Source organism: Rhizobium sp. RSm-3, assembly GCF_001854685.1.
GTDB classification, from domain to species: domain Bacteria; phylum Pseudomonadota; class Alphaproteobacteria; order Rhizobiales; family Rhizobiaceae; genus Rhizobium; species Rhizobium ecuadorense.
The window spans coordinates 155877-173283 of sequence record NZ_MAWZ01000003.1; the positions used below are offsets into that span (position 1 = coordinate 155877).

The following is a 17407-nucleotide window of genomic DNA, read 5'->3' on the forward strand; positions in this document are numbered from 1 at the left end:
TCCCGGCTTCATCGATCTTCGAAGAATCGGGCTCCGTTCATGTAGCAGTCATGATAAGCAGTGCAAAAGGCTGGGCAAAACAGCCATAACTTCGTTTGGATCCAGAACCGAACCCATGTCTATTTCTAATCTTTCTCCGAGCCTTCCGCGCGAACCCGAGACCAAGCAGATCGATCACAACGATTCGATCCGCTCGACCTATCTTGCCATCGAGGACATCAAGGCGATGGGCGATGCGGTCGCCCGTGGCGGCGTCGACCGGCTGCCGGCTTTTGCCCCCTTCGATTTCTTCGCGCGCCACAAGGAAAACGAGAAGGAAATTCTGCGCGTCTACCGGACCACGGCGACCGACGTCGAAGCCGGCGAGACGATTACGCCGGCGGCGGAATGGCTGCTGGACAATCACTATATCGTCGAAGAGGCGATCCAGGAGGTGCGGCGCGACTTCCCCCGCCGCTTCTATCGCGAATTGCCGACCATGACCGTCGGCGGTGTCGAGGTGCCGCGCACCCTCGTGCTGGCCTGGCTCTATGTCGCCCACACCCACAGCACGATCTCGCAGGAAAGCCTGACGGCGCTGGTCGACGGCTTTCAGGCCAGCGAGACGCTGAGGATCGGCGAGCTCTGGGCCTTGCCTTCGCTTGTGCGTTACGTGCTCGTCGAAAACCTTCGCCGCATTTCCAGCCGTGTCGAAGCCAGCCGCCGGCTGCGCCGCCGCGCCAACGAGGCGGCCGACGAACTGGTGCGCCTGACCGATCCGGCCGCGGCCGCCAGCTATCTGAAGACGCTGGAACCGCTGGCCGAGGACAATACTTTCTCGACGCAGTTCCTCTATCGCATGCGTGACGGCTCGCAGACGTCGAGCCTGGCGATCACCTGGCTCGATGAGCGGCTGGAAGAGCTTGGCCGCAACACCGAAGAGGCGACGACGGCCGAACACAGCCGCCTCTCCTCCGGCAACGTGACGATGGGCAACATCATCCGCAGCCTTCGCGAGATCGACGATGCCGAATGGTCGGTCTGGGTCGAGCAGGTCAGCCATGTCGACAAGCTGCTCTGGGATCATTCGGACTACGGCATCCTCGATTCGGGCTCGCGCAACAAATATCGCAAACAGATCGAAAAGTTGGCCAAACGCTCGCCGCTGACGGAAATGGAAATCGCCCAGCTGGCGCTCGACATGACGGATGCCGCCAAGGCCTCCGACGAACCGCAGACGCATGAACCGAATGTCGGCGGCTTCCTGTCCGGCGCCCAGCGGCCGAAGCTCGAGGCGCGGGCGAATTATCGCCCGACGGTCACCCAGCATTTCGTGCGGGCGGTACGCCAGTTCAACTGGCTGGCCATTGCCGTGCCCGTCATGCTGCTGACGGTCATCGCCATGGCGATCGTCGGCCGGTTCATGGCCAATGCCGGCATGGGGGCGATCGAAATCGCCCTGCTGCTGATCATGTTCTCACTGCCGGCGTCGGAGGGGGCGACAGGGCTCTTCAACACGGTGCTATCCTTCTTCGTGACGCCGGCGCGCCTCGTCGGCTACGAGTTCAAGGAAGGCATTCCGGAGGATGCGCGCACCCTGCTCGTGGTGCCCTGCCTCATCTCGAACCGCGACAGTGTCGACGACCACGTGCGCAATCTCGAGGTTCATTACCTCGCCAATCCGCGCGGCGAACTCTATTTCGCGCTGCTCAGCGATTGGCCGGACAGCGAGGCCGAGGAAACGCCCGCCGATCTCGAGGTTCTCGACTATGCCAGGCGCGAGATCGCCAATCTTTCCGCCCGCTATGCCTATGACGGCAAGACGCGTTTCTATCTGCTGCATCGCCGCCGCCTCTACAATCCCTCCGAAGGCGTGTGGATGGGCTGGGAACGCAAGCGCGGCAAGCTGCACGAGCTGAACATGCTCTTGCGCGGCGACCGCGACACGACCTATCTGCCGGGCGCCAATACCGTGCCGGCCAACGTGCAATATGTCATGACGCTCGATGCCGATACGCGCCTGATGCGCGATGCCGTCACCAAGCTCGTCGGCAAGCTCTATCATCCGATCAACCGCCCGGTCATCAATCCGAAAACCGGCCGTGTCGAAAGCGGCTACGGCGTGCTGCAGCCGCGTGTCACCCCGTCGCTGACGACGGGCAAGGACGCCTCGGTCTTCCAGCGCGTCTTTTCGATCAACCGCGGCCTCGATCCTTACGTCTTCACCGTTTCCGACGTCTATCAGGATCTCGCCGGCGAAGGCACCTTCACCGGCAAGGGCCTCTATCATGTCGATGCCTTCGAAGCGTCGCTGAAGGGCCGGATCGACGAGAACTCGGTGCTCAGCCATGATCTTCTCGAAGGCTCGATGGCGCGCTGCGCCCTCGTCACCGATCTCGAACTGGTGGAGGATTTTCCGATCCGCTACGAGGTTGAGACCTCGCGCCAGCATCGCTGGGCGCGCGGCGACTGGCAGCTGCTGCCCTATATGTTCAATCCGAAATACGGCGTCACGGCACTCGGCCGCTGGAAGATGTTCGACAATCTGCGCCGCTCCCTGACGCCGATCGCCTGGTTCTTCGCCTCCGTACTCGGCTGGTATTTCATGGGTCCGCTCGGCGCGCTGATCTGGCAGATTCTGCTGATCTTCTGCCTGTTCGTCGCGCCGACGCTGTCGCTGATCAACGGCATCATTCCGCGCACCAGCGATATCATCGCCCGCGCCCATCTCTATACGGTCTGGTCCGATATCACCGCCGCCAATGCGCAGGTCGCACTGCGGATCGTCTTCATCGCCGATTCCGCGGCCATGATGGCCGATGCGATCGGCCGTTCGCTCTACCGCCTGTTCGTCAGCCGCAAGCTGATGCTGCAGTGGCGGACTGCCGCCAGCGTTCAGGCCGGCGGCCAGGGGACGCTGATCTCCTATTACAAAGGGATGTGGCATGCGCCGGTTCTGGCGCTGCTGGCACTCGGTTTTGCAGCCCTGCCCGGCGGCAGCGCCTTCGTCGTCGGCATTCCCTTCGCGCTGTTGTGGATCCTGTCGCCTGTCGTCGCCTGGTATGTCAGCCAGTCGGCCGAGACCGAGGACCGGCTCGAGGTCGCCGATTCAGTGTCGAGCGAGCTGCGCAAGATCGCCCGGCGCACCTGGCGTTATTTCGAGACCTTCACCACCGCCGAACAGAACTATCTGCCGCCTGATAATATCCAGGAAACGCCGCATGTGATCGTCGCGGCGCGCACCTCGCCGACCAATATCGGCGTCTATCTGCTCTCCGTCGTCTCCGGCCGGCAATTCGGCTGGTTCTCCTTCGAGGAGACGCTCGAGCGGCTGGAGCAGACGATTTCGACGATCGACCGAATGGAGAAATTCCGCGGCCATCTGTTCAACTGGTATCACACCGATACGCTGCAGACGCTGGGGCCGCGCTATGTCTCGGCCGTCGACAGCGGCAATCTCGCCGGCCATCTGATCGCCATTTCGTCGGCCTGCCGCAACTGGGCCGAGGCGCCGTCCGCCCATATGCAGGGCAATCTCGACGGTGTCGGCGACACGGCCGGCATTCTCGGCGAAGTGCTGGCGGATCTGCCCGATGACCGCAAGACCGTGCGGCCGCTGCGCCGGCGCCTGGAAGAGCGCATCGTCGGCTTCCAGAACGCGCTTGCCGCCGTCAAGCGCGAGCATGAATTCGCCTCGATCCGCATCATCAACCTTGCCGTTCTCGCCCGCGACATCGAAAAGCTCGCCGCCAATCTCGACCATGAGGTCAAGTCGAAGCAGAGCGAAGAGGTCACCCAATGGGCGGCATCCCTGGTGAAGGTCTGCGAGGCGCATATATCGGACAGCACCTTCGACCTGTCCAAGGTCGATGCGCTGAGGCCGCGCCTGGTGGCGCTGCGCGACAAGGCCCGCGATCTGGCCTTCTCGATGGATTTCGGCTTCCTGTTCCGGCCGGAGCGGCGCCTGCTGTCGATCGGCTACCGCGTCGAAAGCGGTGAACTCGACCAGGCCTGCTACGACCTTCTTGCCTCGGAATGCCGCCTGACCAGCCTGTTCGGCATTGCCAAGGGCGATCTGCCGACGGAGCACTGGTACCGCCTCGGCCGCCAGGTCGTGCCCGTGGGTTCGCGTGGCGCGCTGGTCTCCTGGTCCGGCTCGATGTTCGAATATCTGATGCCGCCGCTCGTCATGCAGGAGCGCGGCGGGGGCATTCTCAACCAGACCAACAATCTTGTTGTCGTCGAACAGATGAATTACGCCCGCAAGCTCGGCATTCCGTGGGGCATTTCGGAAGCGGCCTTCAATGCCCGCGACCATAACCTCAACTATCAGTACACGAATTTCGGCGTGCCGACGCTCGGCCTGAAGCGCGGCCTCGGCCACAATGCGGTCATTGCGCCTTATGCATCGCTGCTCGCCAGCCAGTACGACCCGCCGGGCGCGCTCGAAAATCTGCAGCGGCTGCGCAAGGTCGGTGCACTCGGCAAGTTCGGCTTCCACGATGCCGTTGACTTCACGCCGACGCGCGTGCCGGAAGGCAAGAAATGCGCCGTGGTCTACAATTATTATGCCCACCATCACGGCATGTCGATCGCAGCCGTCGCCAATGTCGCCTTCAACGGCCATCTGCGCGAGCTCTTCCACTCCGATCCGGTCATCGAGGCAGCGGAGCTTCTGTTGCAGGAAAAGGCGCCGCGCGACATTCCGGTGATGAGCGGCAAGCATGAATCCGATACGCCGGCCAGCATCCAGGACGATCTGCTGCGGCCTGAGATCAGGAAGATCAGCGATCCGGCTACGCGTGACCGCGAACTCGTGTTCCTGTCGAACGGTCATTATTCGCTGATGCTGACGGCGACAGGCGCCGGTTATTCCCGCTGGAACGGCCTTTCCGTTTCCCGCTGGAAAGCCGATCCGACCGAAGACCGCTGGGGCAGCTTCATCTTCCTGCGCGATACCGCTACGAATGAATGGTGGTCGACGACTTCCGAGCCGAAGGGTGTCGAGGGCGAAACGATCAAGGTCGAATTCGCCGACGAGAAGGCGCAGTTCACCAAGACGGTCGGCGACCTCACCAGCGAGGTGGAATGCATCATCGCGACCGAGCATGATGCCGAGGCCCGCCGCGTCACCCTGCTCAACATGGGCACGGAAGACCGTTTCATCGAAGTCACCTCCTATCTCGAACCGGTGATCACCTCCGACGATACCGACAATGCGCATCCGGCCTTTGCCCGCATGTTCGTCAAGACCGAGATCGGCAAGCGCGGCGACGTCATCCGCGCCGAACGCAACAAGCGCGATCCGAACGAGCCGAACATCAGCATCGCCCATCTGATCGTCGACAATGCCGGCGATACCCGTCATACGGAATTCGAGACCGACCGGCGCAAGTTCATCGGCCGTGGCCGCAGCCTTGCCGATGCGGCGGCCTTCGATCCGGGGGCGACGCTTTCCGGCAGCGACGGCTTCATGCTCGATGCGGTGATGTCGCTGCGCCGCACCGTCCGCGTGCCGGCCGGCAAGAAAGTCAGCGTGATCTTCTGGACGATCGCAGCACCGAGCCGCGACGAAGTCGACAAGGCGGTCAACCGCTACCGTCATCCCGACGCCTTCACCCACGAGCTGGTCCAGGCCTGGACGCGCACGCAGGTGCAGATGCGCCATGTCGGCGTCACCTCGCAGCAGGCGGCGGCCTTCCAGCATCTCGGCCGCTACCTCGTCTATCCCGACATGCAGCTGCGCAAGGACGAGGCGACCGTCGAGGCCGGCCTACAGTCGCAATCGGCGCTGTGGCCGCTGGCGATCTCCGGCGACTTCCCGATCTTCACACTGCGCATCAACGACGACATGGATCTCGACATCGCCCGCGAGGCGCTGCTGGCGCAGGAATATCTGCGCTCGCGCGGCGTCACCGCCGATCTCGTCATCATGAACGAACGCGCCTCATCCTATGCGCAGGACATGCAGCACGCGCTCGACGCCATGTGCGAAAACGTCCGCCGCATGGGCCAGGCCGACGGGCTGCGCCAGCATATCTTCGCGGTTCGCAAGGACCTGATGGAGGAGAGCACCTATCATGCGCTGATCGCGGCTTCCCGCGTTACGCTGCATACGAAGAACGGCAAGGTGGTCGACCAGATCAACCGCGCCGTGGCGCGGTTTGCACCCTCCAAGGAGGAGCTGCAGGAGATGGAACGGGCCGAGCGCAACAAGGTCCCGGTCAAGCGTGTCGCGCCGGTGCCGCCGCCCGTCGTGCCCGCCGTCGTCATCGAGGAGGAAGGTGATCTCGACTTCTGGAACGGCATCGGCGGCTTTGCCCGCGACGGACGCGAATATGTCGTCCGCCTGCCTGGAGGTCACGCGACGCCGCAGCCCTGGATCAATGTCATCTCCAATGACAGGTTCGGCTTCCACGTGTCGGCCGAGGGTGCGGGCTTTACCTGGAGCGCCAATTCGCGCGACTATCAGCTGACCTCCTGGTCGAACGATGCGGTGATCAACCGTTCGGGTGAGGCCTTCTATCTCGCCGATCTCGACAGCGGTGCGGTCATGACGCCGTTTGCAGCGCTTTCGCGCCGGCCGGATATCCGTTTCGAAGCCCGCCACGGGCTCGGCTATTCCGTTTTCTCCAGCGTTCAGCACGATATCGCGCTGGAACTGACGCAGACGATCGATCGCGAAAGGCCGGTGAAACTGCAGCGCCTGCGCCTGCGCAACACCGGTTCGACCAGCCGCAGGCTGCGTCTCTACGGTTATGTCGAGTGGATCCTCGGCAGCAATGCGGCACGCACCGCGCCCTTCATCCTGTCGAAACACGACGAGGAGACGGGGGCTTTGTTTGCCACCAATCCTTACAGCATCGATTATTCCAACCGCACCGCCTTCTTCGCGGCGAGCGAGGTGCTTTCGAGCTTCTCGGCAAGCCGGCGCGAATTCGTCGGCAAGGCGGGAACGATCCGGGCGCCGCAGGCCGTCATCTCCGCTGCCTCGCTTTCCGGCACCGCCGACCTCGACGGTGATCCGGCCGCAGCGCTTGCGATCGACGTCGAGCTTGGCGCCGGCGAGGAGCGCGACTTCACCTTCTTCCTCGGCGATACGCCGACGGAGGAAGAAGCGCGCAGCGTCATCGCCGATATCCGCAAGGCTTCGTTCGACGATGCCGTCGAGGCGAACCGGGCCTTCTGGCGGGATTTTACCGGCAGGCTGCAGATATCGACGCCGGATCGCGGGATGAACAATCTCGTCAACACATGGCTGCCCTATCAGAGCCTCGGCTGCCGCATCATGGCCCGCACCGCCTTCTACCAGGCAAGCGGCGCCTTCGGCTTCCGCGATCAGCTGCAGGACACGCTGGCCTTCGTGCTGCACGAACCCTCGCTTGCCCGCCGGCAGATCCTCAATGCCGCTTCGCGCCAATTCCGCGAAGGCGACGTGCAGCATTGGTGGCTGCCCGGAACGGGTGCCGGCGTGCGCACATTGATCTCGGACGACGTCGTCTGGCTCAGCCACGCGATCCATCATTATTGCAGCGTCACCGGCGATAAGAGCGTGCTCAACGAGGAGATCGCCTTCCTGGAAGGGCCGGCTCTACTCGAAGGCCAGCACGACTCCTTCTACAGGCCGGAGATTTCCGAGGACAAGGCGAGCGTCTACGAGCACGCGGCGCTGGCGCTCGATCTCGCCATCGCCCGCAAGGGGGCAAACGGCCTGCCGCTGTTCCTCGGCGGCGACTGGAACGACGGCATGAACCGCGTCGGCATCGGCGGGCGCGGCACCAGCGTCTGGCTCGGCTGGTTCCTGGCGGGCGCCTTGCGCTCCTTCATTCCCTATGCCGAAGAGCGCGGCGACACGGCCCGCACGGAGCGCTGGTCGGCGCATCTGACCGAGCTGAAGAAGGCGCTCGAAACCGCGGCCTGGGATGGCGGCTACTATCGTCGCGGCACGTTTGACGACGGTGCACTGCTCGGCTCGAGGGAAAGCCCGGAATGCCGGATCGATTCGATTGCGCAGTCATGGAGCGTGCTGTCGGGCGAGGGGGATCCGGCCCGCGCCGTCACGGCAATGAATGCCGTGCTCGACCAGCTGGTCGACGAGGATGCCCGCATCATCCGGCTGTTCACGCCGCCTTTCGTCAATTCCGCCAGGGATCCCGGCTATATCAAGGCCTATCCGCCGGGTGTGCGCGAAAACGGCGGGCAATATACCCATGCCGCGACCTGGGTGGTGATGGCGCTGGCGGAGCTGAAGCGGGGCGACGACGCGTTGCGCTGCTTCCAGATCCTCAACCCGATCACCCATGCGCTCGACAAGGCTTCGGCGGAGCAATACCGCGTCGAACCCTATGTCGTGGCGGCCGATGTCTACGGCCACGATCCCTACACGGCGCGCGGCGGCTGGACCTGGTACACCGGCTCCGCCGGCTGGCTCTACCGCGCCGCCGTCGAGGGCATTCTCGGTATCCGGCTGAAGGGCGGCCGGCTCTACGTGCGGCCGTCGCTCCCTTCGGAATGGGACGGTTTTGCGGCAGAGGTGGAACAGGGCGGCGGCAAATACCGCATTTCGGTCTCAAAAGCGTCCAATGCCAGCGGCTACACTCTGTCCATCAACGGCTGCGAAGTCACCGATCCCGAAGAGGGATATCCGCTCGGATAACAGCGTTCTCCACGCTGAAAAACACGGCGATTCGCGACGGCCAAAAGGGAACCCTTTTGGCCGTCGTCGCGTTTGCAAATCGGATAATAAGGAGACAACCATGGCTAGCACGCCGACCGAAGCCGTCGTCACCGGGCGCAGTTCCCTATCCGCAGCTGCGCCGATGCGTGATACCAGGCTCGACGTCTTGCGGGGCGTGGCGCTGATCATGATCTTCATCAATCATGTTCCCGGACAGATCTTCGAATATGTGACGACGAAGAATTTCGGTTTCTCCGATGCCGCCGAGGCCTTCGTGCTGATCTCGGGCATCGCCGTCGGCCTCGCCTATGGTTCCGGCTTCCGGCCGGGAAACCGGCTGAAGATGGCGGTCAAGGCGATAAAACGCGCCTTCACGCTTTATCTCGCTCACATGATCACCACCTTCATGACGCTGGCGCTGTTCATCTCAGGCGCGTGGCTGTTTCACCGGCCGGGCTTGCTTGTCGAAATCAATATCCTGGCGGTGCTGATGAACCTGAAGGAGGGTATTCCGGCGCTGCTGCTGCTCGGCCATCAGATCGGCTACAACAATATTCTGCCGATGTACGGCGCGTTGATGCTGATGGTGCCGATCATCCTGCTTTTGAATGCGCGCAGCCCGTTGCTGGCGCTCGGCGTCTCCGGCACGGTCTGGCTGCTGGCGGGCATCTACGAGGTGGCGCCGCACAATATGCTGATCGAGAGCTACTGGTTCCTCAATCCGCTTTCCTGGCAGTTCCTGTTTACGATCGGCATCGTTTCGATGCTGCATATCAAGCGCGGCGGCGCGATCCCGCGGCATCCGCTGCTGTTTGCGGCCGCGGCCGGCTACGTCGCGCTGTCCTTCGTCTGGGTGACCGGCCATCTCTGGGCCTTCGGCAATTCGCTGGCAGCGCTTGGCCTTCCCACGGTCATCACCGGTTTCGACAAGACCTTCCTGTCGCTGCCGCGGCTGCTGCACGTGCTGGCGCTGACCTATCTCGTCATCAGCATTCCGGCGTTCTCGCGCATCCTGCGCCGTCCTGCGGATCATCCGCTGACTATTCTCGGCCGCCATTCGCTGAACATCTTCGTCGCCGGCACGATCCTCGCCATGGTCGGTCAGGTGGTGCTCTTTATCACCAACAAGGACCCGCTGGTCGGCCCGCTCTTCGTGATCGCTGGCATCGCGACGCAATTCGCCTATGCCTATTATCTCGAACGCAAGCGCCAGCAGGGCAAGGTCAACGGCAAACTCGTCGCCGAGCCCGCCACCGTCCCGGTGCCCGTCCGCATCGGCGGAACAGCCAACGCCTATCGCCGAACCGAGCGGAAATAAGCCTCGGATGCGCCTGTGACATGAAGGAGCCGGTGGCCGATGGCCGCCGGCTCAATTTTTGTGGACGAGGATGTTCACCAGCTTGCCGAGGGGATCGCGCACGTAAAAGCGCCTGACGCCCCAGGGCTCGTCGGCCGGCCCGTACTCGATCGGAAAACCGGCAGCCGACATCGCCTCGAAAGCCGTATCGAGATCATCGACCTCGATCGAAAAATCGGGCACCGGCGTTCCGGAACCGCCTTCCCTGGCGATGCTCAGCTGGACGTTCATCGGCCTCTCCGTGCCGAAGGTCGTGATCCAGCCATGATCCATGATGACGTCGAGACCGAGGATATCCTGATAAAACTGCCGGGCCGGCGTGATGTCAGGTGCCTCGATATTGGCGACGATGCGCATGACCTTCATGGTTTCTCTCTCCGGTAGTCGGTAACAAACCGAAAATTAGGAAGATCGGCAGGGTGGTCAATCGGTATTGGAATCGAGACGGTGCGGCGTGTGAGCCCCCCTCTGCCCTGCCGGGCTCGGGGCGAGCCGCGGGTCTCGCCCGTCCTTCGAAGCCCCCACAGGTGGGGAGATCGGCCAGTGGTTGGCCCTCAATCCCTCTCTACTGTCGTGCGGAACATCAGCTGGTCATTATTTGGGGAAGCCGTCGCCGCCCAGCCAATCTCCCTCCTTATTGTGGGGGAGATGCCCGGCAGGGCAGAGGGGGTATCCACACGGCAGAGGGCCGATGCATATCGTCCACAGCTGTATTGGGGAAAGCAAAGTCTCAAAGCATGGCATATGAATGCAGTCCGACGCAGCCGCTTAAACCGGCCAAACAAAAAAGGCCGGAAGGGAGCTCCCCTTCCGGCCTTTGTCTTGAAACCCGAAGCGATCAGGCGGCTTCGGTGGCGTGGGCCTTGCGGACTTCTTCGTCCGTCAGGATGCCGCTGGCGCGCAGCAGGGCGGCGAAGCGGCCGTTGCTGTGGCTGAGGTCGTCGAAGCTGCCTTGTTCCACGACGCGGCCGTCATCCAGGAAGAGCACCATATCGGCTTCGCGGACCGTCGACAGGCGGTGGGCGATGATGAAGGTGGTGCGATTCTCACGCAGATTGTCGATCGCGGCCTTGACGCGGTTTTCTGTCTCGACGTCGAGTGCCGAGGTCGCCTCGTCGAGCACCAGGATCGGCGCGTCCTTGAGGATAGCGCGGGCAATGGCGATGCGCTGGCGTTCGCCGCCGGAGAGCTTGTTGCCGCGTTCGCCGACATGCGTATCGTAGCGATCCTCACGGGTCTCGATGAAGTCGGCGGCGGCGGCGGCCTCGGCCGCACGGCGCATGTCCTCTTCACTCGCACCTTCACGGCCCAGGCGGATATTGTCGCTGATCGAACGGTTCAGCAGGCCCGCATCCTGGAAGACGGTGGCGATGTGGCGACGCAGCGATTTGCGGGTCACCTTGGTGATATCGGTGCCGTCGACGAGGATCTGGCCGCCCTGGGGGTCGTAGACGCGCTGCAGCAGGTTGACGAGCGTCGTCTTGCCGGCACCGGTCGGGCCGACGATCGCGACCGTCTGGCCTGCCTTCACCGAGAAGGAGACATTGTGCAGGCCCTGCGAGCTGTTGCCGAAGCCGAAGGAGACATCGCGGAATTCGATCGCACCCTTGACGTCCTTGATCTCGCCGTTGCCGGCCGGTTCTTCGCGTTCACGCACCGAGTCTTCGAGCGCATAGAATTCCTCGAGCTTGGAACGGGCTTCGAAAATCTGCGTAGCGAACTGGCGCATCAGGTCGAGGCGGCCGATCAGCAGGTTGGCAAAGCCGATGAAGGCGATGACGTCGCCGACGCGCAGCTGGCCAGCCTGGACGAGCACGGTGCCGATGATCAGGACCACCATCATTGCAATGGTCGACGCCATGCGGTTCAGCGCGCTGGCGATCGCCCACCAGTCGAGCACCGGATACTGGGCCTCGAGCAGGCGGTCGGCAAAGGATTTCAGCGCCTTGGTTTCAGCCTCGATGCGGTTGTAGCTGTGCAGCACCGAAACGTTGCTGATCGAGTCGCTGACATGCGAAAAGACGGTGTGATAATGGTTTTCGACCGAAGCCTGGCCGTCTTTGGTGCGGCTCATGACGACGCGGCCGATCAGCCAGTAGGCGACGGCGAGCACCATGAGCACGGCGGAAAGGCGCAGGTCCATCGCCATTGCGGTCGGGATCAGAAGGGCAAGCGCGATGACCGTCGACAAATGGTTGCGCATGAATTCCAGCCAGAGGCCGAACAGCGTTTCGCAGGCGCGCAGCAATGTATGTAGCGCGTTGGAGGTGCCGCGCTGATGGTGCCAGCCAAGCGGCATGGAAATGATCCGGCCGAAGGCTTCCGTCAGCAGCGTCGCCCGCCGGCCATGGGCCAGCCGGTCGGCCTCGCGGGCGACCAGGACGAAGGCAATGGTGTTGAAAACGGCGAAAGTCGCCCACATGAAAAGGATAGGCTTGACCTCACCCTTGCCGGAAATCGCATCGATAATGCGACCGAACAGGATCGGCTCCGCGATGGTAATCGTCGCCAGAACGATGTTGGCCACCACGACCAGGGATACGCGCAGCTTGTAGGCGCCAAGATAGCGCAGAGCTCTTGCATAGACCTTGAATAGCGTCACGTCGAACCTCTTATGCATCTGCGAAAACGGGATGATGCGATGCTACAAAAGGCTACCTGAACCGGCGATTAACGGCGCATTCAGGGTTCAATCCAGGCGACGATTAACCCGATCGTACTATCGCAGGATGCGATGAGATTGGGTATAGCGTTGAAATTGCTGGTCGGCTATACCCGCAACAATTTGCGCTTGCATTTTAATAAATGTTTAGCGCAGCATTAAATTAGAGACTGCATTTTTTGAAGAAGACCGTTTCGCGACCAATTTGAAAGCCGCCGACGGCCTCGATGCGGGTATCACGTCCGGGCAAGGGGCATTTTGTGAATATTAATTTGTTAATTCAATTGCTTATAATTCTCGAAGAATCTCCAAACCCTCGGGCCGTGGTCACCGAGCTCGAACAGGTGATCAAAGATTGCGGCTTCGAATATTATGGCCTGCTGCGCCATTTGCCGCAAAATCCAGTGCAGCAGAATCCGGAACCCCGGGCCGCGGCGCTTGCCGGCCGCTGGCCCGAACAATGGCCGCAAATCTATACCGCGAAAAAATATGTCCTGGTCGATCCGATGGTGCGCTATCTCGTCCACGCGCAGCGGCCTTTCCGCTGGCGGGAGAGTTTGGCAGCCTTCGGCAAGGATGCGCAGCAGCGCCGTATGGAGCAGATGATGGTCGATGCCTTCGGTCATGGACTGGAAGACGGTTACATCTTTCCCGTTCACGGACGGAACGGCATTCTCGGCAGCCTCAGTCTCGCCGGCAAACCTGTCGAGCTGTCGCCGGTGGAGATCGCCCTGTTCGAGGCGGTGGCGCGCAAGAGCTTCTGGCGATTGCTCGAGCTGAAAGACGAGGCGCAGGCGCTGGAAACCGTGCTGCCGGCCGACACGCCGCTGACGCGACGCGAAATGGAGATCCTGCATTATCTCGCCGAAGGCATGACCTCGATGGAAATCAGCAAGATGCTGAAGATCTCAAACCACACCGTCGACTGGTATATGAACGGCTTGCAGAACAAGTTGAAGGCGAAAAACCGGCAGCAGGCGGTGGCGCTTGCCTTCCGTCACCGCCTGATAAGTTAAAACACGATACCGAAAGTGTAAGCGGCTTTCATGCTATCTCTCTGATTTCGATAGGGATTCGGATCTAGGCCGATCTGGCTTGACACCATCTGTCTCCAGAATGGCGAGAAATTGCATTTCGCAGTCGCAAGAGAAATTGAACTTCCTGTGACAAGAAGTTAAGAATTTCCTTCGCGGGTGCAGCATGCCCGCGTCTGAACGTCTGAGGAGACCGTTTTGCCCATTTCCAAGATTCTCGTTGCCAACCGCTCCGAAATTGCCATTCGCGTCTTCCGCGCGGCCAACGAGCTTGGAATAAAAACCGTGGCGATCTGGGCAGAAGAGGACAAGCTGGCTCTGCATCGCTTCAAGGCGGACGAAAGCTATCAGGTCGGCCGCGGCCCGCATCTTGCGCGTGATCTCGGGCCGATCGAGAGCTATCTGTCGATCGACGAGGTGATCCGCGTCGCCAAGCTTTCGGGCGCCGACGCGATCCATCCTGGTTATGGCCTCTTGTCGGAAAGCCCCGAATTCGTCGATGCCTGCGACAAGGCCGGCATCATCTTCATCGGCCCGAAGGCCGATACGATGCGCCAGCTCGGCAACAAGGTGGCGGCGCGCAATCTGGCGATCTCCGTCGGTGTGCCGGTCGTGCCGGCCACCGAACCGCTGCCGGACGATATGGCCGAAGTGGCGAAGATGGCGAAAGAAATCGGTTATCCCGTCATGCTGAAGGCTTCCTGGGGCGGCGGCGGGCGCGGCATGCGCGCCATCCGCGATCCGAAGGATCTCGCCCGCGAGGTGACCGAGGCCAAACGCGAGGCGATGGCGGCCTTCGGCAAGGACGAGGTCTATCTGGAAAAGCTCGTCGAGCGCGCCCGCCATGTCGAAAGCCAGGTTCTCGGCGATACGCACGGCAATGTCGTGCATCTGTTCGAGCGTGACTGCTCCATCCAGCGCCGCAACCAGAAGGTCGTCGAGCGGGCGCCGGCGCCCTATCTTTCCGAGGCGCAGCGCCAGGAGCTCGCCGCCTATTCGCTGAAGATCGCCGCGGCCACCAATTATATCGGCGCCGGCACCGTCGAATATCTGATGGATGCCGATACCGGCAAATTCTACTTCATCGAGGTCAACCCGCGCATCCAGGTCGAGCATACGGTGACCGAAGTCGTCACCGGTATCGATATCGTCAAGGCGCAGATCCACATCCTCGACGGTGCTGCGATCGGCACGCCGGAATCCGGCGTTCCCGCGCAGGCCGATATCCGCCTCAACGGCCATGCGCTGCAGTGCCGTATCACCACCGAAGATCCCGAGCACAACTTCATTCCGGATTATGGCCGCATCACCGCCTATCGCTCGGCCTCGGGCTTCGGCATCCGGCTTGACGGCGGCACCTCCTATTCCGGCGCCATCATCACCCGCTTTTATGATCCGCTGCTCGTCAAGGTCACGGCCTGGGCGCCGAACCCGTCCGAGGCCATCAGCCGCATGGACCGGGCGCTGCGCGAGTTCCGTATTCGCGGCGTGGCCACCAACCTGACCTTTCTCGAAGCGATCATCGGTCATCCGAAATTCCGCGACAACAGCTACACCACACGCTTCATCGACACGACGCCGGAGCTCTTCCAGCAGGTCAAGCGCCAGGACCGGGCGACGAAGCTGCTCACCTATCTCGCCGACGTCACCGTCAACGGCCATCCCGAAGCCAAGGACCGGCCGCGGCCGCTGGAAAATGCTGCCCAGCCGGTCGTTCCCTATGCCAACGGCAACGAGGTGAAGGACGGCACCAAGCAGCTTCTCGACACGCTCGGCCCGAAGAAGTTCGGCGAATGGATGCGCAATGAGAAGCGCGTGCTTCTGACCGATACGACGATGCGCGACGGCCACCAGTCGCTGCTCGCCACCCGCATGCGCACCTATGACATCGCCCGCATCGCCGGCACCTATGCGCATGCGCTGCCGAACCTGCTGTCGCTCGAATGCTGGGGCGGCGCGACCTTCGACGTCTCGATGCGCTTCCTGACCGAAGATCCATGGGAGCGGCTGGCGCTGATCCGCGAGGGCGCGCCGAACCTGCTGCTGCAGATGCTGCTGCGCGGCGCCAACGGCGTCGGCTACACCAATTATCCCGACAATGTCGTCAAATACTTCGTCCGCCAGGCGGCCCGCGGCGGCATCGATCTCTTCCGCGTCTTCGACTGCCTGAACTGGGTCGAGAACATGCGGGTGTCGATGGACGCCATCGCCGAGGAGAACAAGCTCTGCGAGGCGGCGATCTGCTATACAGGCGATATCCTCAATTCGGCCCGCCCGAAATACGACCTGAAATATTATACCGACCTTGCCGTCGAGCTGGAAAAGGCCGGTGCACACATCATCGCGCTCAAGGATATGGCGGGCCTGCTGAAGCCCGCGGCGGCGAAGGTGCTGTTCAAGGCGCTGCGCGAGGCGACCAGCCTGCCGATCCATTTCCACACGCATGATACGTCGGGCATTGCAGCGGCAACCGTGCTTGCCGCCGTCGAAGCCGGCGTCGATGCCGTCGATGCGGCGATGGATGCGCTCTCCGGCAATACCTCGCAGCCCTGTCTCGGCTCGATCGTCGAGGCGCTGCGCGGCTCGGAACGCGATCCGGGCCTCGATCCGGAATGGATCCGCCGCATCTCCTTCTACTGGGAAGCGGTGCGCAACCAGTATGCCGCCTTCGAAAGCGATCTGAAGGGGCCGGCATCGGAAGTCTATCTCCACGAAATGCCGGGCGGCCAGTTCACCAACCTGAAGGAACAGGCCCGTTCGCTGGGTCTGGAGACCCGCTGGCATCGGGTGGCGCAGGCCTATGCCGACGCCAACCAGATGTTCGGCGATATCGTCAAGGTGACGCCGTCTTCCAAGGTGGTCGGCGACATGGCGCTGATGATGGTCAGCCAGGACCTGACGGTTGCCGACGTCGTCAGCCCCGAGCGCGAAGTCTCCTTCCCGGAATCGGTGGTCTCGATGTTGAAGGGCGATCTCGGCCAGCCGCCGTCGGGGTGGCCGGAGGCGCTGCAGAAGAAGGCGCTGAAGGGCGACAAGCCCTATACCGTGCGTCCCGGCTCGCTGCTGAAGGAAGCCGATCTCGATGCCGAGCGTAAGGTGATCGAGACGAAGCTGGAGCGCGAGGTCAGCGACTTCGAATTCGCTTCCTACCTGATGTATCCGAAGGTCTTCACCGATTTCGCGCTCGCTTCCGATACCTACGGCCCGGTCTCGGTGCTGCCGACGCCCGCCTATTTCTATGGCCTCGGGGATGGCGAAGAGCTGTTTGCCGATATCGAACGCGGCAAGACGCTCGTCATCGTCAACCAGGCGATGAGCGCCACCGACAGCCAGGGCATGGTCACCATCTTCTTCGAGCTCAACGGCCAGCCGCGCCGCATCAAGGTGCCGGACCGCGCCCATGGGGCGACGGGGGCAGCTGTGCGCCGCAAGGCCGAACCCGGCAATGCCGTCCATGTCGGTGCGCCGATGCCTGGTGTCATCTCACGCGTCTTCGTCTCTGCAGGCCAGGCGGTCAGCGCCGGCGACGTACTCGTCTCGATCGAAGCGATGAAGATGGAAACGGCGCTGCATGCGGAGAAGGACGGCACCATCGCCGAAGTACTGGTCAAGGCGGGCGATCAGATCGATGCCAAGGACCTGCTCGTCGTCTATGGCGGTTGAGCGAGGGGCGTTCTACTACCGGCGATCTGCAGCCA

At 62.4% G+C, this 17407-nt stretch carries 6 protein-coding genes; 4 read left to right on the top strand and 2 right to left on the bottom strand.

Annotation, left to right across the window (positions count from 1 at the left end; translation table 11 throughout):
* The first annotated feature begins 115 nt into the window (after nt 1-115).
* Nucleotides 116-8635, top strand: coding sequence for a GH36-type glycosyl hydrolase domain-containing protein (locus BBJ66_RS07005; RefSeq protein WP_071085899.1), 8520 nt, complete (start codon nt 116-118; stop codon nt 8633-8635).
* A gap of 100 nt (nt 8636-8735) precedes the next feature.
* On the top strand, nt 8736-9974 hold the full coding sequence (locus BBJ66_RS07010) for an OpgC family protein (RefSeq protein WP_071085902.1): 1239 nt from the start codon (nt 8736-8738) through the stop codon (nt 9972-9974).
* 51 nt (nt 9975-10025) lie between these two features.
* On the opposite strand, the gene BBJ66_RS07015 is transcribed toward BBJ66_RS07010, so the two are convergent.
* Complete coding sequence (locus tag BBJ66_RS07015) at nt 10026-10379, bottom strand: VOC family protein (RefSeq protein ID WP_071085904.1); 354 nt, start codon at nt 10377-10379, stop codon at nt 10026-10028.
* Between the two features lie 472 nt (nt 10380-10851).
* Nucleotides 10852-12615 (bottom strand): glucan ABC transporter ATP-binding protein/ permease, encoded by a 1764-nt coding sequence (locus tag BBJ66_RS07020; protein WP_049733499.1) that lies wholly within the window; start codon nt 12613-12615, stop codon nt 10852-10854.
* A gap of 320 nt (nt 12616-12935) precedes the next feature.
* Here BBJ66_RS07020 and BBJ66_RS07025 point away from each other — a divergent pair, with 320 nt between their 5' ends.
* Together BBJ66_RS07025 and pyc are read left to right on the top strand one after the other, a co-directional pair.
* Complete coding sequence (locus BBJ66_RS07025) at nt 12936-13691, top strand: LuxR family transcriptional regulator (RefSeq protein WP_049733500.1); 756 nt, start codon at nt 12936-12938, stop codon at nt 13689-13691.
* A gap of 216 nt (nt 13692-13907) precedes the next feature.
* Complete coding sequence (gene pyc, locus BBJ66_RS07030) at nt 13908-17372, top strand: pyruvate carboxylase (RefSeq protein ID WP_071085906.1); 3465 nt, start codon at nt 13908-13910, stop codon at nt 17370-17372.
* Nucleotides 17373-17407 lie beyond the last annotated feature (35 nt).